The organism is Pseudomonas agarici (genome assembly GCF_900109755.1).
GTDB classification, from domain to species: Bacteria; Pseudomonadota; Gammaproteobacteria; order Pseudomonadales; family Pseudomonadaceae; genus Aquipseudomonas; species Aquipseudomonas agarici.
This window is the reverse complement of the sequence record NZ_FOAR01000026.1, coordinates 48,160-66,558: the sequence shown is the minus strand read 5'-3', so window position 1 is coordinate 66,558 and position 18,399 is coordinate 48,160. Positions and strand designations below refer to the sequence as shown.

The 18,399-nt window shown below is 60.5% G+C and carries 16 protein-coding genes; 13 read left to right on the top strand and 3 right to left on the bottom strand.

Features of this window, described 5'->3' with window-relative positions; genetic code table 11:
- Positions 1 to 7 precede the first annotated feature (7 nt).
- The 10 genes from rlmN to BMX68_RS20490 all read left to right on the top strand — a co-directional run bounded on the left by rlmN (position 8) and on the right by BMX68_RS20490 (position 10,966).
- A complete protein-coding gene (rlmN, locus tag BMX68_RS20535) occupies positions 8 to 1,150 on the top strand; it encodes a dual-specificity RNA methyltransferase RlmN (protein WP_017131695.1) in 1,143 nt (380 codons plus the stop codon).
- Positions 1,151 to 1,168: 18 nt separating this feature from the next.
- Entirely contained in the window at positions 1,169 to 1,927 is a 759-nt protein-coding gene (gene pilW / locus BMX68_RS20530; protein WP_017131696.1) for a type IV pilus biogenesis/stability protein PilW, read from the top strand.
- Complete coding sequence (locus BMX68_RS20525) at positions 1,927 to 2,937, top strand: RodZ domain-containing protein (RefSeq protein ID WP_017131697.1); 1,011 nt, start codon at positions 1,927 to 1,929, stop codon at positions 2,935 to 2,937. Before pilW ends, BMX68_RS20525 begins: the two co-directional genes overlap by 1 nt.
- A gap of 3 nt (positions 2,938 to 2,940) precedes the next feature.
- A complete protein-coding gene (ispG, locus tag BMX68_RS20520) occupies positions 2,941 to 4,050 on the top strand; it encodes a flavodoxin-dependent (E)-4-hydroxy-3-methylbut-2-enyl-diphosphate synthase (protein WP_017131698.1) in 1,110 nt (369 codons plus the stop codon).
- Positions 4,051 to 4,073: 23 nt separating this feature from the next.
- Entirely contained in the window at positions 4,074 to 5,363 is a 1,290-nt protein-coding gene (gene hisS, locus BMX68_RS20515; RefSeq protein WP_017131699.1) for a histidine--tRNA ligase, read from the top strand.
- 41 nt (positions 5,364 to 5,404) lie between these two features.
- Entirely contained in the window at positions 5,405 to 6,046 is a 642-nt protein-coding gene (locus BMX68_RS20510) for a tetratricopeptide repeat protein (protein ID WP_017131700.1), read from the top strand.
- Positions 6,039 to 7,190 carry an outer membrane protein assembly factor BamB gene (gene bamB, locus BMX68_RS20505; RefSeq protein WP_017131701.1) on the top strand — a complete coding sequence of 384 codons (1,152 nt, stop codon included), beginning with the start codon at positions 6,039 to 6,041 and terminating at the stop codon, positions 7,188 to 7,190. Before BMX68_RS20510 ends, bamB begins: the two co-directional genes overlap by 8 nt.
- Positions 7,191 to 7,442: 252 nt before the next feature.
- Positions 7,443 to 8,915, top strand: a complete 1,473-nt coding sequence (gene der, locus BMX68_RS20500; RefSeq protein ID WP_017131702.1) for a ribosome biogenesis GTPase Der — start codon at positions 7,443 to 7,445, stop codon at positions 8,913 to 8,915.
- 120 nt (positions 8,916 to 9,035) lie between these two features.
- On the top strand, positions 9,036 to 10,184 hold the full coding sequence (locus BMX68_RS20495) for a pyridoxal phosphate-dependent aminotransferase (protein WP_017131703.1): 1,149 nt from the start codon (positions 9,036 to 9,038) through the stop codon (positions 10,182 to 10,184).
- Positions 10,172 to 10,966, top strand: coding sequence for an amidohydrolase (locus BMX68_RS20490; protein WP_026013142.1), 795 nt, complete (start codon positions 10,172 to 10,174; stop codon positions 10,964 to 10,966). Before BMX68_RS20495 ends, BMX68_RS20490 begins: the two co-directional genes overlap by 13 nt.
- A gap of 84 nt (positions 10,967 to 11,050) precedes the next feature.
- Here the strand turns inward: BMX68_RS20490 and leuA are convergent, their stop codons facing one another.
- The 3 genes from leuA to xseA all read right to left on the bottom strand — a co-directional run bounded on the left by leuA (position 11,051) and on the right by xseA (position 15,320).
- Positions 11,051 to 12,733 carry a 2-isopropylmalate synthase gene (gene leuA, locus BMX68_RS20485; protein ID WP_074862559.1) on the bottom strand — a complete coding sequence of 561 codons (1,683 nt, stop codon included), beginning with the start codon at positions 12,731 to 12,733 and terminating at the stop codon, positions 11,051 to 11,053.
- A 367-nt stretch (positions 12,734 to 13,100) separates the two neighbouring features.
- Entirely contained in the window at positions 13,101 to 13,922 is an 822-nt protein-coding gene (locus BMX68_RS20480) for a peptidoglycan DD-metalloendopeptidase family protein (protein WP_017131706.1), read from the bottom strand.
- An 18-nt stretch (positions 13,923 to 13,940) separates the two neighbouring features.
- A complete protein-coding gene (gene xseA, locus BMX68_RS20475) occupies positions 13,941 to 15,320 on the bottom strand; it encodes an exodeoxyribonuclease VII large subunit (protein WP_026013143.1) in 1,380 nt (459 codons plus the stop codon).
- A 132-nt stretch (positions 15,321 to 15,452) separates the two neighbouring features.
- On the opposite strand from xseA, the gene BMX68_RS20470 reads away from it, so the two are divergent.
- The 3 genes from BMX68_RS20470 (at position 15,453) to guaB (ending at position 18,375) form a co-directional block, all read left to right on the top strand.
- A complete protein-coding gene (locus BMX68_RS20470) occupies positions 15,453 to 16,220 on the top strand; it encodes a sulfite exporter TauE/SafE family protein (RefSeq protein ID WP_017131708.1) in 768 nt (255 codons plus the stop codon).
- A gap of 54 nt (positions 16,221 to 16,274) precedes the next feature.
- Positions 16,275 to 16,823 carry a hypothetical protein gene (locus tag BMX68_RS20465; protein ID WP_017131709.1) on the top strand — a complete coding sequence of 183 codons (549 nt, stop codon included), beginning with the start codon at positions 16,275 to 16,277 and terminating at the stop codon, positions 16,821 to 16,823.
- 82 nt (positions 16,824 to 16,905) lie between these two features.
- Entirely contained in the window at positions 16,906 to 18,375 is a 1,470-nt protein-coding gene (gene guaB, locus BMX68_RS20460; protein ID WP_017131710.1) for an IMP dehydrogenase, read from the top strand.
- Positions 18,376 to 18,399 lie beyond the last annotated feature (24 nt).

Here is an 18,399-nt window from a genome sequence, read left to right as displayed (position 1 = left end):
TGAAACCATGACGACATCGATCGGCAAAACCAACCTGTTGGGTTTGACTCAACCGGAAATGGAACAATTCTTCGACTCAATCGGGGAAAAGCGTTTCCGTGCCGGTCAGGTCATGAAGTGGATTCACCACTTTGGCGTCGATGATTTCGATGCCATGACGAACGTCAGCAAGGCCTTGCGCGAAAAGCTCAAGGCTGTTGCTGAGGTTCGCGGTCCTGAAATCGTCAGCGAGGACATTTCCGCCGATGGCACCCGTAAATGGGTGGTGCGCGTGGCGTCCGGCAGCTGTGTCGAGACCGTCTACATTCCCCAGGGCAAGCGTGGCACCTTGTGCGTTTCGTCCCAGGCAGGCTGTGCCCTGGATTGCAGTTTCTGCTCCACTGGCAAGCAAGGTTTCAACAGCAACCTCACCGCCGCCGAAGTGATCGGCCAGGTGTGGATTGCCAACAAATCCTTCGGCAGCGTCCCGGCCACCATCGACCGCGCCATTACCAATGTGGTGATGATGGGCATGGGCGAGCCGTTGCTCAACTTCGACAATGTCATTGCCGCCATGCGCCTGATGATGGACGACCTGGGCTACGGCATCTCCAAGCGTCGGGTGACTTTGTCGACTTCCGGCGTGGTGCCGATGATCGACGTGCTGGCCGAGCATGTCGACGTGTCCCTGGCGTTGTCGCTGCACGCACCGAATGACGCATTGCGTAACCAATTGGTGCCGATCAACAAGAAGTATCCGCTTAAGATGTTGCTCGAATCGTGCCGTCGCTATATGGCGACCCTTGGCGAGAAGCGCGTCCTGACCGTTGAATACACCCTGCTCAAGGATGTCAATGATCAGGTCGAGCATGCGCTTGAGATGATCGAGCTGCTCAAGGATACGCCGTGCAAGATCAACCTGATCCCGTTCAACGCGTTCCCGCATTCAGGCTATGAGCGCCCGAGCAATAATGCGATCCGGCGTTTCCAGGATCTGTTGCACCAGGCTGGTTACAACGTCACGGTGCGCACCACTCGCGGCGAAGACATTGACGCTGCCTGCGGGCAGTTGGTCGGGCAGGTGCTGGATCGCACCCGCCGCAGCCAGCGTTATATCGCGGTGCGTGAACTGAGCGCCGATACCGATTTGCCAAAAAGCGCCGCGAACTGAACCTGAGAGAGGACCTCCATGACCGTGCGCACCGCGCTCCTTGCACTTTTTGCCGGCCTGCTGGCCGGTTGCGTTTCTTCGGGCAATGTCGACCCGATGAGCACCAGCAAGGGGCGTGATGAAGCGCGTATGGCCTATGTGCAGTTGGGCATCGGTTATCTGCAGCAAGGTCAGACCGAGCAGGCCAAGGTCCCGCTCAAAAAGGCCCTGGAGTTGAACAGCTCCGATCCCGACGCCAACGCGGCCCTGGCGCTGGTATTCCAGGCCGAGATGGAATGGGACCTGGCGGACCAGCATTTTCGCAAGGCGCTGTCCTCTCGTCCGGGGGATGCGCGGATCCTCAACAACTACGGTGGCTTCCTGTACGAGCGCAAACAGTACAAGCAGGCCTACGAGCGTTTCGAGCAGGCGGCAGCCGATAGCCTGTATCCCGAGCGTTCGCGGGTCTACGAGAACCTTGGCCTGACCGCCCTGGCCCTCGGCAATCGCGACGACGCACGGCAGAATCTGGAAAAATCCCTGCGCCTGAACCGACAACAACCACGCGCCTTGCTGGAAATGGCTGAGTTGTCTTACGAAGACAGGCATTATGTGCCCGCACGCGATTATTACGATCGCTTTAGCCTACTGAGCGAGCAAAATGCACGTAGTCTGTTGCTCGGTATTCGACTGGCGAAGATTTACCAGGATCGCGACAAGGTCGCCAGTTACGGCCTGCAATTAAAACGACTCTATCCCGGTACGCCGGAATATCAGCAATACCTGTCGGAGCAATGATGAAAGCGGCGCATCCAGAAGTTGTAGCAGCGACTCGCGTAAACCCCGGTGAGACCCTGCGTCAGGTTCGCGAAAGCAACGGTTGGACGTTGGCCGAGGTGGCCCTGAAGCTCAATCTGACCACGACGTCGTTGAGTAACCTGGAGGCCGGCGCCTTCGACAAGCTGCCGGGGCATACCTTTGCCCGCGGTTATATCCGTGCCTACGCCAAGCTGTTGGGGATGGACCAGACCCTGCTGGTGCAGCAGTTCGACCAATGTACCGGGACCGATTCCCGTGGCAGCAATGTCCACGCACTCGGTCGGATCGAAGAACCGGTGCGGGTTTCCCATACTATTCTGCGAATTGTCAGCCTGTTGCTGCTGATTGCGGTGATCGGTGGCGGTTTTGTCTGGTGGCAGGACCAGGCTAACCTGCGTTCCAAGGATCAGGCGACGATCAGCATGGAGCACGTCGAAGTCGAAAGCGCCGACGGTACCACCCAGATTCATCCGATCGACGAGCCGGAAGACCAGGCTGTCGCGCAAAATCAGCCCGACAGTGAAAACCTGCCCGAAACTGAAGCGACTCCGGCTGAGCCGTCGAGCGAAACCCAGGCCGAAGCTCCTGCCTCGACCGCTCCGCCAGCCCCGGCTACCCCCTCCGTAGTGCCAGTGCCGCATGGCGCGCAGTCCTTGGTGGTACCGCCACAGCCTGCACCCAGTCCGGTGTCACCGGTATCGCCGAACGCGCCGGTCGATGGTGCACCGGCCGTCGCACCGGTAGCGGGCGCCGGACAAATCCATGTGACTTTCGTCGCCGATTGCTGGACCCAGGTCACCGACGGGGCCGGCAAGGTTCTGTTCAGCGGTCTCAAGCGCAAGGGCGATACCCTTGAAACCAGTGGCAAGCCGCCATTTATGGTGCGTCTGGGTTACGCCAAGGGCGCACAGATCACGTACAACGGTCAGGCGGTTGATGTCACGCCGTTCACCAGTGGCGAGACCGCTCGCCTGAAGCTAGGTCAATAAGTCATGCACGGCGAATCTCCAATCAAGCGTCGCGAATCGCGTAAAATCTGGGTCGGCTCGGTGCCGGTGGGCGGCGATGCACCTATCGCGGTGCAGAGTATGACCAACAGCGACACCAATGACGTGGCCGCGACTGTGGCCCAGATCAATCGGCTGGAAGCCGCCGGCGTCGATATCGTCCGGGTTTCGGTGCCGGACATGGATGCCGCCGAGGCCTTCGGCAGGATCAAGCAGTTAGTCAAGGTGCCGTTGGTCGCCGATATCCATTTCGACTACAAGATCGCCCTGCGCGTGGCCGAGTTGGGCGTCGATTGCTTGCGGATCAACCCAGGCAACATCGGTCGTGAAGACCGGGTGCGCGCGGTGGTCGATGCCGCCCGTGATCGCGGGATTCCGATTCGTATCGGGGTCAACGCCGGTTCCCTGGAAAAGGATCTGCAGAAGAAGTACGGCGAACCGACCCCGGCGGCGCTGGTTGAGTCCGCGTTGCGTCACGTGGAGCACCTGGAACGCTTGAATTTCCAGGACTTCAAGGTCAGCGTAAAGGCCTCCGATGTGTTCATGGCGGTGGCGGCCTACCGTCTGCTGGCCAAGGAAATTGTCCAGCCATTGCACCTGGGCATTACCGAAGCCGGTGGTTTGCGTTCAGGTACAGTGAAATCGGCGGTGGGCCTCGGTATGCTGCTGGCCGAAGGGATTGGCGATACTATTCGCATCTCGTTGGCGGCCGACCCGGTCGAGGAAGTGAAAGTCGGCTACGACATACTCAAGTCCCTGCGTCTGCGGTCTCGTGGGATCAACTTCATCGCCTGTCCGAGCTGCTCGCGGCAGAACTTCGATGTGGTGAAGACCATGAACGAGCTGGAGGGACGCCTGGAAGATCTGCTGGTGCCGCTGGATGTCGCGGTGATCGGTTGTGTGGTGAACGGTCCCGGCGAAGCCAAGGAAGCCCATATCGGCTTGACCGGTGGTACGCCGAACCTGATCTACATCGACGGCAAGCCGGCGCAGAAATTGACCAATGACAATCTGGTGGATGAGCTGGAGAAGCTGATCCGGCAGAAGGCGACCGAAAAGGTCGAGGCCGACGCGGCGCTGATCGCCCGCGGCTGAAACGAAGAATTTAAGGAAAATCCGTGAGCAAGTCTTTGCAAGCCATTCGTGGCATGAACGACATCCTGCCCGAGCAGACGCCGCTTTGGCGTTATTTCGAGGGCAACGTTGCGCGTTTGCTGGATAACTACGGTTACAAGCAGATCCGTATGCCGATCGTCGAGTTCACCGAGTTGTTCCAGCGGTCGATCGGCGAAGTGACCGACATCGTCGAAAAAGAGATGTACACGTTCCAAGACCGCAATGGCGATTCCCTGACCTTGCGTCCGGAAGGCACCGCGGCCTGTGTGCGGGCTGTGCTGGAACACGGTATTAGCGGTGGTGGCCAGCCGCAGAAGCTCTGGTACATCGGCCCGATGTTCCGTCACGAACGTCCGCAAAAAGGCCGCTATCGCCAGTTCCACCAGATCGGTTGCGAAGTTTTCAATATCGACGGTCCGGACATCGACGCCGAATTGATCGTGCTGACCTGGCGCCTCTGGGGGCTGCTGGGCGTGCGCGAGGCGGTCAAGCTCGAGCTCAACAGCCTGGGCACCAGCGAATCCCGTGGCCGTTATCGCGAAGCGCTGGTTGAGTTCCTCTCGGCCCGTTTCGAACAGTTGGACGAAGATAGCCAACGTCGGTTGGAAAGCAACCCGCTGCGCGTGCTCGATACCAAGAACGCCGCTACCCAGGCGATCCTGGCGGATGCGCCGAAGCTCGCCGATTACCTCGACGAAGAGTCCCGCCTGCATTTCGAGGGCCTCAAGATCCGCCTGGATGCCGCCGGTATTCCCTACGTGATCAATCCGAAGCTGGTGCGCGGCCTGGATTACTACAGCAAGACCGTTTTCGAATGGGTCACCGACCAGTTGGGCGCCCAGGGCACGGTGTGTGCCGGTGGTCGTTATGACGGCCTGGTGGAACAGATGGGCGGCAAGCCGACCCCGGGCGTGGGCTTTGCCATGGGCATTGAGCGGCTGATCCTGCTGCTGGAAACCTTGGCGCAAGTGCCGCAGGAGATTTCCCGCCAGGTCGATGTCTACCTGTGTGCGTTCGGCGAGGCGGCCGAGCTAGCGGCCCTGGTCCTGAGCGAGAAAGTCCGTGACCAACTGCCGAACCTGCGTTTGCAGGTTAACGCCGGTGCCGGTAGCTTCAAGAGCCAATTCAAGAAAGCTGACAAGAGTGGTGCGCTGTACGCCTTGATTCTCGGAGACGAGGAGTTGGCTCAGCAAGTGATAGGTTTCAAACCCCTGCGTGGCCAGGGCGAGCAACAAAGCATTGCCTGGGATGCTCTTTCCGAGCACTTGTCCACCTGCGTCGTGCAGGGTTGAAGCTGTAAAAACAGCCGATTTAGAGAATAAGGAGTATTGGGGTGTCGAGTTCCGAAGATGATCAACTGGCGGAGTTGAAGGACTGGTGGCAGCGCAACGGTAAACCCCTGCTCACTGGCGGCCTGTTGGCGCTGGTGGTGGTGTTCGGCTGGCAGGCATGGCACAAATATCAGGGCAATCAGTCGCAAGGCGCCTCGGTGCTCTATCAGGAGTTGCTGCAGTCCACGCTGACGCCTGACGGCAAGCCTGATCCGGCGCGCGTCGCGGACGTCGCCGGCAAGCTCAACAGCCAGTTCGCCGGCAGCGCCTATGCACAGTACGGCAGCCTGTTCGTCGCGAAGGTCGCGGTCGACACCGGCAAGCTGGACGACGCCGCCAGCGAGCTTCAGGCGGTGGTCGACAAGCCCGCTAATGCCACCTTGGGTGAAGTCGCGCGTCAGCGCCTGGCCCAAGTCATGGCGGCACAGAACAAGGTCGACGATGCATTGAAATTGCTCGACGGCGATCCTGATAAGGCGTTCCTGGCCAGTCGTGAAGAGCTCAAGGGAGACCTGCTGGTTCAACTGGGTCGTACCGATGAAGCCCATGCTGCCTACCAGAAGGCCAAGGCGGCGCTGTCTGATGAAGCGGCGGTGGGTGGCTTACAACTCAAGCTCGACGACTTGGCCAAAGGGGATGCATGACGTGATCCGTTGGAAACAGGCAGCATTGCTGGCTCTGGCCATTTTGGCCGCGGGTTGCAGCAGCAACAGCAAGAAAGAACTGCCACCGGCCGAGTTGACTTCTTTCAAGGAAGAAGTGGTTCTGCAAAAGCAATGGAGCCGTTCTATCGGTGATGGTCAGGGTAAGATCTACAACGTGCTGGTGCCGGCGGTTGACGGCGATACTCTCTACGCGGCCGATGCGAACGGCGTAGTCGTCTCGATGGACCGCATGAACGGCGACGTGAAGTGGAAGAAGGACCTGGAGTTGCCGGTTTCCGGTGCAATCGGTGTCGGCTATGGACTGGTGCTGATGGGGACCCTCAAGGGCGAGATCATTGCCCTGGACTCCAGCGACGGCGAAGAAAAATGGCGTGCTCGCGTGACCAGCGAAGTCCTTGCGCCGCCGGCCACCAACGGTGACGTGGTGGTGGTACAGACCCAGGACGACCGCGTGATTGGCCTCGATGCCGCCACGGGCAGCCAGCGCTGGCTGTACGACAGCACCCCGGCGGTCCTGACCTTGCGGGGGACTGGTGGGCCTATCGTGACTAACCACCTCGCGGTAGCCGGCCTGTCGAGCGGCAAGGTGGTTGCCTTGGATACGCACAATGGCGTACCGGTGTGGGAAACCCGCGTGGCGATCCCACAAGGTCGTTCGGAACTGGAGCGCGTGGTTGATATCGACGGTGGTCTGCTGCTGTCCGGCGGCGCGCTGTATGTCGCCAGCTATCAGGGTCGCATGGCGGCGCTGGACCTGGAAAGCGGTCGGGTACTCTGGCAGCGCGATGCTTCCAGCTACGCGGGTGTCGCCCAGGGCTTCGGCAGCGTCTACGTTGCCTTGGCCTCCGGTACGGTGGAAGGTGTCGACGAGCGCTCCACCACCGCGATCTGGAGTAACGACTCCCTGGCTCGCCGCCAATTGTCGGCACCGCAAGTGTTTTCCAGTTATGTGGCGGTCGGTGACTTTGAAGGCTACCTGCATCTGCTGAGCCAGGTGGACGGTCGTTTCGTCGGTCGCGAGCGTATCGACAGCGACGGCCTGCGTGCCCGCCCGCTGGTGGTGGGTGACATGATTTACGTGTATGGCAACAGCGGCAAATTGGAAGCCTTGACCATCAAGTAGTTTTGGCGCCTGAAGTTGCCGAGCGAAGATCAGGCAAGGCAAAGATCAGCGAGCATTGCGAACCGATCTTCAACGCCGCATGATCGAGTGCGGGCACTTCAGGTACTAAAACAGCGTTGACTATGCTTGGGGGGTACCTCCAAGCGGCCTTGCTCCGGCAAGGTTTGCGGCACCCTTGGGTGCTGCCCCGAGCACCAGCCGCTGCCTCGCAGCGGCTTTTGTATTTTCTGAAATAACGAAGTGGAGAGCCGCATGGTTCCCGTAATCGCCCTGGTGGGCCGACCGAACGTCGGCAAGTCCACCTTGTTCAACCGCTTGACCAGGACTCGCGACGCTATCGTCGGCGACTTGTCCGGTCTGACCCGTGATCGCCAATACGGTGAGGCCAAGTGGCAAGGGCGCTCCTATATCCTGATCGACACCGGTGGTATCTCCGGAGACGAGCATGGCATGGACGAAAAAATGGCCGAGCAGTCACTGCTGGCCATTGAAGAAGCCGATGTCGTGCTGTTCCTGGTGGACGCCAAGGCCGGCTTCACCGCTGCCGACCAGATGATCGGCGAGCACCTGCGCAAGCGTAACAAGCGCTCCTATGTGGTCGCCAACAAGGTCGACAATATCGACCCGGACATGGCCCGTGCCGAGTTCAGCCCGATGGGTCTGGGCGACGCGATTCCGATTGCCGGCGCCCACGGTCGCGGTATCACCCAGATGCTGGAAATCGCCCTGCGTGACTTTCCCAAAGACGACGAGGAAGAGCCGGAAGACGGCGAAACCGAGGAAGTCGCCGAAGGTGAAGAGGCCAAGCGCATTCCAGGCCCGAGCGAGAAGGATGGCATCAAGATCGCCATTATCGGTCGGCCAAACGTCGGCAAGTCGACCCTGGTCAACCGGATGCTCGGTGAAGATCGGGTCATCGTCTACGACCAGCCGGGCACCACCCGCGACAGTATCTACATCCCATTCGAACGCAACGAAGAAAAGTACACGCTGATCGACACCGCCGGTGTACGCAAGCGCGGCAAGATCCACGAGGAAGTCGAGAAATTCTCCGTGGTGAAAACCCTGCAGGCGATCAAGGACGCCAACGTGGTGATCTTCGTCATGGACGCCCGTGAAGGTGTGGTCGACCACGATCTCAACCTGCTCGGCTTCGCCCTGGAGTCCGGTCGCGCGCTGGTGATCGCTCTGAACAAATGGGACGGCATGACGCCGGGTGAACGTGATTTCGTCAAGATCGAGCTGGAGCGCCGGTTGTTTTTTGTCGACTTCGCCGACATTCACTTTATCTCGGCCTTGCACGGCACGGGAGTGGGTAACCTGTACCAATCGGTGCAGAACTCGTTCAAGTCGGCGGTTACCCGTTGGCCGACCAGCCGCCTGACCCAGATCCTCGAAGATGCCGTGGTCGAGCACGCCCCGCCGATGGTCAACAACCGCCGGATCAAGCTGCGCTATGCCCACCTGGGGGGCGCCAACCCGCCGTTGATCGTGATCCACGGCAACCAGGTCGATAAAGTACCGAAGTCGTATGTGCGTTACCTGGAAAACACTTATCGTCGCGTCCTGAAGCTGGTCGGTACGCCGATCCGCATCGAATTCAAAGGTGGCGAGAACCCGTATGAAGGTAATAAAAACACGCTGACCGACCGTCAGGTCAACAAGAAGCGTCGTTTGATGTCGCACCACAAGAAAGCCGACAAGAAGCGCCGCGACAAGCGCTGATTGCCCGCTTGCCAAAGGGCGCTCATGGTTGGGCGCCCTTTTTCATGCGTGGCCGATACGTTATCCTCCAGGCTCCCCGTGCTGTCGTAGCGCCGGGTGCTCAGCAGGGAAAACAACCCCATGATCACCAGCAAGCTGCCGAATGTCGGCACCACTATTTTTACCCGGATGTCCCAGCTCGCGGCGCAAACCGGCGCGCTGAACCTGTCCCAAGGCTTCCCTGACTTCGATGGCCCGCAAGCGCTGCGCGATGCAGTTGGCTGGCATATCGCCAATGGCCACAACCAGTATGCACCGATGACCGGCCTGCCAGCCCTGCGCCAGCAGGTGGCGGCGAAGGCCTTCAACCGCTATGGCGTCCATGTGAATGCCGATACGGAAGTGACCATCACCCCCGGCGCGACCCAGGGAATTTTCTGTGCGATTCAGGCGGTGATTCATCCTGGCGATGAAGTCATTGTCTTCGACCCCAGTTATGACAGCTATGAGCCTTCGGTGGCGTTGGCGGGTGGGCGTTGCATCCATGTGCAATTGAGCCTAGGCGACTTCGCCATCGACTGGCAGAGACTCAGGGACGCCCTGAGCCCGCGGACCCGGATGATCATCCTCAACTCGCCGCACAATCCGAGTGGAGCACTGATCAGCCGTGCCGAACTGGATCAACTGGCGAGGCTGATCGCCGACCGGGATATCTATCTGCTCAGCGACGAGGTCTACGAGCACCTGGTATTCGATGGCGTGTCCCACGCCAGCGTGTTGGCCCATGAAGCACTGTATCAGCGCGCCTTTGTCGTCAGTTCGTTCGGCAAGACTTATCACATTACCGGTTGGAAGACTGGCTATGTGATCGCGCCGCCAGCGCTGACCACCGAACTGCGCAAGGTGCACCAGTACGTCAGCTTTTGTGGCGTGACCCCGCTGCAACATGCCCTGGCCGACTATATGGCGGCGCACCCGGAGTATGTCGAGCAATTGCCAGCGTTCTATCAGGGCAAGCGCGACCTGTTCTGCGACCTGCTCAGCCCGTCACGGTTCAGCTTCAAGCAGACGGCGGGGACTTACTTCCAATTACTCGACTATTCGCGGATTCGCCCGGATCTGAACGATATCGACATGGCCGTGTGGATGACCCGCGAGCATGGCGTGGCGGCGATTCCAGTCTCGGTGTTCTACCAGAATCCACCGGCAGGCCAGCAACTGGTCCGTCTGTGTTTTGCCAAACGCGAGGAAACGTTGCGCGAGGCGGCAGAGAAACTATGCGTGATTTGAGTGCACTGCCTGATCTAAACGTGGCGCTGGTACAGACCACCTTGGCCTGGCACGACCGTCAGGCCAACTTCGAGCATTTCGAGCGGCTGCTGGAGCAGGCGGTCGGGGCCGATTTGGTGATCTTGCCGGAAATGTTCACCACCGGCTTTTCCATGGAGTCACACACTTTGGCCGAAGCCGAAAACGGCCCGACCAGCCACTGGTTGCGTGAGCAGGCAAACAAGTTGGCGGCGGTGATCACTGGCAGCGTGATTATCCGTGCCGCCGATGGCAGTCACCGCAATCGGCTGTTATGGGCGCGGCCGGATGGCGAGGTGTTGCACTACGACAAGCGCCATCTGTTCCGCATGGCCGGTGAGCACAACCATTACACGCCCGGCGAGCGCCAGGTGCAGTTTGAACTCAAGGGGTGGCGGGTGCGTCCGTTGATCTGCTACGACCTGCGTTTCCCGGTCTGGAGTTGCGATGCCCAGGACACCGACCTGCTGCTCTACAGTGCGAACTGGCCGGGAGCCCGGCGCCTGCACTGGAATCGCTTGCTGCCGGCCAGGGCGATCGAGAACCTCTGCTATGTGGCGGCGGTGAATCGTGTGGGCACCGATGGCAAGGGTTTTTCCTATGCAGGTGACAGCCAGATTCTGGATTTCCAGGGCGAATTGCTCCTGGGGGCAGGGGAGGCCGACGGGGTCTTTCAGGCGACCTTGAGCGTGGCGGAGTTGGCTGCCTACCGCGCGCGCTTTCCGGCCAACCTGGACGCCGATAGTTTCGATCTGCATCACTGAGACCGCGTCGTCGTTGATCGTCGACAAGCCCACAAAAAGGCCCCGGGGTTTTCACCACCGGGGCCTCTTCATTTCAGCCCGCGCTTAGGCTGCCTTGCTGGCATCCAGCTGGCTCAGCGAACGGTTCAGCGCGCTGAACAGCGCCTTGAAACTGGCGGTGGTGATGTTTTCATCGATACCTACGCCATGCACTGCGCGTTCGCCGTTCACCCGCAGTTCGATATAGGCCGCCGCCTTGGCGTTGGTCCCGGCACCGATGGCGTGTTCGTTGTAATCCATGATTTCCACTGGAACCGGCAAACCGGCCACCAGGGCTTCCAGGGCGCCGTTGCCCTTGCCGCGCCAATGCAGGTTGGTTTCGCCCTGGCCTTTGCCGGAGACTTCCACTTCCACCGCGCTGTGGCCGTTCTCTTCCTGCAGGCGATGGCTAACCAGCGCATACGGAGTGTTGGCCTGCAGGTACTCGCTGTGGAGCAGAGCGTGGATCTGCTGTGCGGTCATTTCCAGGCCGAGACGGTCGGTTTCGCGCTGCACCACCTGGCTGAACTCGATCTGCATGCGACGCGGCAGGCTGATGCCGTATTCCTGTTCCAGCAGGTAGGCAATGCCGCCTTTGCCCGACTGGCTGTTGACACGGATCACCGCCTCGTAGCTGCGACCGATATCGGCCGGGTCGATCGGCAGGTACGGCACTTCCCACAGACCGTCGGCTTGCTGCTGGGCGAAGCCCTTGCGGATCGCATCCTGATGGGAGCCGGAGAAGGCGGTGTGCACCAGGTCGCCGACATACGGGTGGCGCGGGTGTACCTGGATCTGGTTGCACTCCTCGACCACCTTGCGCACGCCGTCGATATCGGAGAAGTCCAGCTCGGGGTTGAGGCCCTGGGTGTACATGTTCAGGGCCACGGTCACCAGATCGACGTTACCGGTACGTTCGCCGTTGCCGAACAGGCAGCCCTCGACGCGGTCGGCGCCGGCCATCAGGCCCAGTTCGGTGGCGGCCACGCCAGTGCCACGGTCGTTGTGAGTGTGCAGGCTGATGATCACGCTGTCGCGCCGGTTGATATGGCGACCGAACCACTCGATCTGGTCGGCGTAGATGTTCGGCGTGGCGCACTCGACGGTCGCCGGCAGGTTGAGGATCACCTTGTGCTCGGGCGTCGGGTTCCAAACCTCGATTACCGCGTCACAGACTTCCTTGGCGAACTCCAGTTCGGTGGCGCTGAAGGTTTCCGGCGAGTATTCGAACTGCCACTGGGTTTGCGGCTGCTGGGCAGCGTATTTGACGAACAATTTGGCGGCGTTCACCGCGATGTCCTTCACGCCCTGCTTGTCCTGGTTGAAGACAATACGGCGGAACGACGGGCTGGTGGCGTTGTAGAGGTGCACGATGGCCTTCTTGGCGCCGCGCAGGGATTCGAAGGTGCGAGCGATCAGGTCTTCACGGGCCTGGGTCAGTACCTGGATGGTGGTGTCGTCCGGGATGTGGCCTTCTTCGATCAGGGTACGGACGAAGTCGAAGTCGGTTTGCGAAGCGGCTGGGAAGGAGGCTTCGATCTCCTTGACGCCAACGCTGACCAGGGTTTTCCAGAAACGCAGCTTTTTCACCGCGTCCATGGGCTCGATCAGCGACTGGTTACCGTCGCGCAGGTCGGAGCTGCACCAGATCGGCGCGCGGGTGATGGTTTTCGACGGCCAGGTGCGGTCCGGGAGATCGATGGTCGCAAATGCGCGGTACTTCGAAGACGGGTCTTTGAGCATGCTCATGGAAAAATTCCTTGTTGTCAGGGCCGAAAAGAGGCGGCCAGCCGGTAAAACGTTATCAGGGAGAAACCTTGGGAATGAGGCACCGCGATTCAGCCCGGCAGTCGTGCGCTGACGAGGCAGAGGCTGCGGTGTTGACGGCGCTGAATGAGGGTATGGAACGTTTTCATGCGTTCAACCCTAACCACTGGGGTGCAAGATGGCAAGCCTGTGAGGGAAGTTGGGAGAAATACCCGACAAGTTGACTTGGGCGAGATTTTATTCTGCTTGAACGACGAAAAATCTAGAATAATTGCGCACTATTTTAGCGCTGCGCAATCTTCGTCGCGACGGAACGCAGTCGATGGGGAGGGCGACGCCGTCTCGGCGATCAGGGTTGGAACGCCCCGATAAAGATCGCCGGATCGACCCGGGTTTCATTCAGACTGATATTCCAGTGCAGATGTGGCCCTGTCGCCCGTCCTGTCGAACCGACCAGGCCGACTACCGTACCGCGTGTCAGGGATTGGCCTGCTTTGACGTCGATTCTGGACAGATGGCAGAACATGCTGATAAAGCCCTGGCCGTGATCGACGAAAACCGTGTTGCCGTTGTAAAAGTAATTTCCGGTCAGGATTACCTTGCCGTTCGCCGGTGCCTTGATCGGCGTGCCGGTTGGCACCGCGAAATCCAATCCCGCGTGTGGATTGCGTTCTTGATCATTGAAAAAACGCCGCACGCCGAACTTGCTCGACAGCCGACCGTTCACCGGTTTGTCCAACAGCAGGTTGCTTGGGACCATCGGACTGAAGGTGCGATAGGCCGCCAGTTGTGCGACCACCTCGGCATCAATGCGTTTGACGTCTTCGGGGTTCGGATTGACCTGGCGTTGGTTCTTCAGGGTAATGCGCTGTTCCTGGTATTGCTTGCTGCCGACAGTGAAGTCCAGGTGGCGATTGCCCGAACTGATCTGCTGGCGACCGGGCTTGACGGTCAGCGGGATACCGACAATCGCCAGCCAGGTGTCCTGCTCCTTGACCACCAGCACCGGTTTACCCTGGTAGCTGGCCTTGGGCGACTGGACCGCCGGGCCGAGATCGATTACGGCTACGCCGCCTGGCACCGGCTTGTTCAGCAGGCGGGTGATATAGCTGTCCGCATGGGCGTTGAAGGTTAGGCCCAGCACCAGCAGGGCGGCAAGAAAACGGGGCATGTACGGATCTCTTGAAATTCAGTCCAGTAGCGACAGGGTGACGGGCGTCAGGTGATTGTCCTCGACTCGGACCTGCAATTGCCCTTCAGCGAGTTTCGCCTTCAGACGCTGGCCGGCGTGGGTCTGCTCGGCGTTGCGGATCGCCTGGCCGCGCTCGTCCAGCAGGATACTGTAGCCTCGGCCCAAGGTGGCTAGAGGACTTACTACATGAAGTGTCTGCATCTGGCTTTGCAGTTGCAGGCGCCGGGCTTTGAGGCCTTCGCGCATGGCTCGGGGCAGGCGTTCGGACAGGCCGTCCAGGCGCTGGCGCAACAGCGCCAATTGCCGCCCCGGATGCTGCCCGGCGAGACGGGTTTGCAGACGGATCAGCTTTTCCTGACGAATGTTGAGCTGGCGCTCGAATGCCCGACGCATGCGCATGTCCAGGTCATCCAGGCGCTGGGCCTGCTGGCGCAAGCGTTCGCCGGGATGACTCAGCCGGCGGGCCAAGCCGTCGAGGCGCAGACGATCGCGCAGGAGACGGTCGCGGATGCGCATCACCAGGCGTCGATGCAGGCTTTCGACCCGGCGTTGCAAGTCGCTGGCGTCCGGGGCCAGCAGTTCGGCGGCGGCCGAGGGGGTCGGCGCCCGGACATCGGCGACAAAGTCGCTGATGGACACATCGGTTTCATGGCCGATGGCACTGACAATCGGTGTGACACAGGCGTCCACTGCCCGTGCCACAGCTTCTTCGTTGAAGCACCAGAGGTCTTCCAGCGAGCCACCACCACGGGCCAGGATCAGCGCGTCGAAACCCTTGGCATCGGCCAGCTTCAGCGCTCGGACAATTTGCCCGATGGCTTCGCGGCCCTGCACGGCGGTGGGGATCAGCGTCAGCTCGACCTGCGGTGCGCGGCGGCGGAACACACTGATGATGTCGCGGATCACCGCGCCGGTGGGCGAACTGATAATACCGATACGTTGCGGATGGGCGGGCAGCGCAACCTTGCGCTCGGCACTGAACAGGCCTTCGGCGCCGAGTTTTTCCTTCAGCGCATCGAAGGCCAGGCGCAGCGCGCCATCGCCAGCGGGTTCCACGCTGTCGAGGATCAACTGATAGTCGCCGCGACCCTCGAACAGCGAGACCTTGCCGCGTACCTTGACCGCCAGGCCGTCTTTCAGTGCCTGGCGCACGCGGGCGGCGTTCTGCCGGAACAGTGCGCAACGCACCTGGGCGCCGCTGTCCTTGAGGGTGAAATAGATGTGCCCGGACGCCGGGCGGGCGAGGTTGGAGATCTCGCCTTCGACCCAGACATGGCTGAACACGTCTTCGAGCAACACCCGTGCGCGGTTGTTGAGCTGGCTGACAGTGAGGACTTCGCGGGCGAGGCCCAGGCGTGAAAAGGGATCTTTAATCATGGCGGGCATGATAAAGGCATTCGCTGATCAATCTCCATGCCTGTTCGAGATGAGTGGCGAACGGTGAATGTATTGGCCGCCAGGCTCACTCCTGGTTAAAGTCAATCGAGCCCATTATGGAAATCGGTTTCCATGTCGCTTGTTGAACTGGTGAGTCTTTGGCCATTCACCGCCGCCGACTGGCTGGTGATGGAATTGGGCATCGCCCTGGCCTATATCGTCTTTGGCGTTGCAGGTTTTGGTACGGCGCTGGTGGCGGGGCCGATCCTGATCCTGTTCATGCCGCTGTCGAAGATCGTACCGCTGCTGGTGCTGCTGGATTTTGTCGCGGCGTTCGGCAACCTGCTGCCGTCACGCCAGGATGTAGTCAAGCCCGAGTTGCTGCGGTTGCTGCCGTGCATGGCGGTGGGTTGCATCCTGGGGGCGATTTTCCTGTTGAATCTCAAATCCGACATTCTGTTGCTGCTGATGGGCTTGTTTATCAGCACCTATGCGATCTACAGCCTGTTGGTGAAGGTGCGACCGAGGCAATTGGCAGCGGGGTGGGCGGTGCCCATGGGCACCGTGGGCGGGATGTTCGGTGCGTTGTTCGGCAGCGGCGGCTTTCTTTATGCAATCTACCTCAACAGTCGGTTGCCCAAGGAGGCGGCCCGCGCCACGCAAAGCGCGCTGATCAGCTGCAGTACGGTGGTGCGTCTGTCGCTGTTCGTGATCGCCGGGGTCTATGCCGAGTTACCCTTATTGCTGCTGGCGGTGTGCTTGCTGCCAGCGATGGCGGTAGGCTTGTGGATCGGTCGGCGCCTGACCCGCCGGCTGTCCCGCGAAGCCTTCGTGCGGTTGGTGACCTGGTTGGTATTGGCCAGTGGGATAGCCCTGATCAGCCGTTACTTGAGTACTTGACCTCGGGGTTTGAGCGATTAAGCTGCCGGGTCGCGAACGCTCCAGGCCGTACCCATGAACTCCCAAAGCATCATCGTCCCGAAGATTTCCACCTTGGCGGTCCACGAACCACGAGCCCGGGCCATCGTGCGTTGGCTGGTGCGCAAGAATATCATCGAGCAAGAACTGAGCACCTGCGGTCGCACCGGCAATCGCATGGGCCATGCCATTGCACTCGGCGCCCGCGAGGTTGTGCTGCATCCCGAGGCGTTGCCGTTCGGCGAACCGATCAACGGCCTGGAGATCATCACCCGGCGCTGCATCTACACCCCGGCCAAGGGCTTTCTCGAAGAAGCCGGCTGCGCCCAGTGCCGCCAGGAAATCGGCGAGGCATTGTTCGACAGCCTCGAAGAGTGGATGCCGGGACGCACCGAAAACTTCATCTGCCCATTATGCGGGCACGAAGACGATATCAACGGTTTCCTGTTCCTGCAGGAGTGCGGATTTTCCAACCTGGGGTTTATCTTCAATAACTGGGCGCAGGCGGGCTTCAAGCAGACCTTTCTCGATGAGTTCGCCGACTGGTTGGATCAGCCGGTGGCCTGGGTGAAAGTCGAGCTGTAAATAGGCCAAGGTTTACATTGAGCCGGAGGCCTTGTATGAGTATAATGGCGCGCTTCCATTTTCCCGCTCGGGAGCCCCCGCGATGCTGCGTATCAGCCAAGAAGCTCTGACCTTCGACGACATTCTCCTAGTGCCCGGTTATTCCGAGGTGCTGCCTAACGAAGTCAGTCTCAAGACTCGTCTTACCCGTGGCATCGAGCTGAATATTCCGCTGGTTTCCGCCGCCATGGACACCGTGACCGAAGCCCGTCTGGCCATTGCCATGGCCCAGGAAGGCGGGATCGGTATCATCCACAAGAACATGACCATCGAGCAGCAAGCGGCCGAAGTACGCAAGGTCAAGAAGTTCGAGGCCGGTGTGGTCAAGGACCCCATCACCATCGAGGCCGATGCCTCGGTACGTGACCTGCTCGAACTGACCCGCATGCACAACATCTCCGGTGTGCCGGTCTTGCACGACGGCGACCTGGTCGGCATCGTCACCTCCCGTGACGTGCGTTTCGAAACCCGCATGGATGTCCCGGTTCGCGAAGTGATGACGCCCAAAGAGCGTTTGGTCACTGTCCGCGAAGGCGCCAACAAGCACGAAGTCCGCGAGTTGCTGCACAAGCATCGCCTGGAAAAAGTGCTGATCGTCGATGACAAATTTGTTCTCAAGGGCATGATGACCGTCAAGGACATCGAGAAATCCAAGGCCTGGCCGCTGGCGAGCAAGGACGACCAGGGACGTCTGCGGGTCGGCGCCGCGGTCGGCACTGGCAAGGACACCGGTGATCGCGTTGCCGCGCTGGTCAACGCCGGTGTGGACGTGGTGGTGGTCGACACCGCTCACGGTCATTCCAAGGGGGTGATCGACCGCGTTCGCTGGGTCAAGCAGAACTTCCCGCAAGTGCAGGTGATCGGCGGCAACATCGCCACCGGCGCCGCCGCCAAGGCCCTGGCCGAGGCGGGTGCCGATGCGGTCAAAGTCGGTATCGGCCCTGGCTCGATCTGCACCACCCGTATTGTCGCCGGTGTCGGCGTTCCGCAGATCAGCGCCATCGCCAACGTCGCCGCCGCCCTTGAAGGTACTGGCGTGCCGTTGATCGCCGACGGCGGTATCCGTTTCTCCGGTGACCTGTCCAAGGCCATCGCTGCCGGTGCCTCTTGCGTGATGATGGGGTCGATGTTCGCCGGTACCGAAGAAGCGCCGGGCGAAATCGAGCTGTTCCAGGGCCGTTCCTACAAGGCCTATCGCGGCATGGGTTCGCTGGGTGCGATGTCGCAATCCCAGGGTTCCTCCGACCGCTACTTCCAGGACTCCTCCGCAGGGGCCGAGAAGCTGGTGCCGGAAGGTATCGAAGGCCGTGTCCCGTACAAGGGCACCCTGACCGCCATCGTCCATCAACTGATGGGCGGCCTGCGTTCCTCGATGGGTTACACCGGCAGCGCCAACATCGAGGAAATGCGCACCAAGCCTGAATTCGTGCGTATCACCGGTGCCGGCATGGCCGAATCTCACGTCCACGACGTGCAGATCACCAAGGAAGCTCCAAACTATCGCGTAGGTTGATAGTGATTGCCTCCTGGCGCTGGC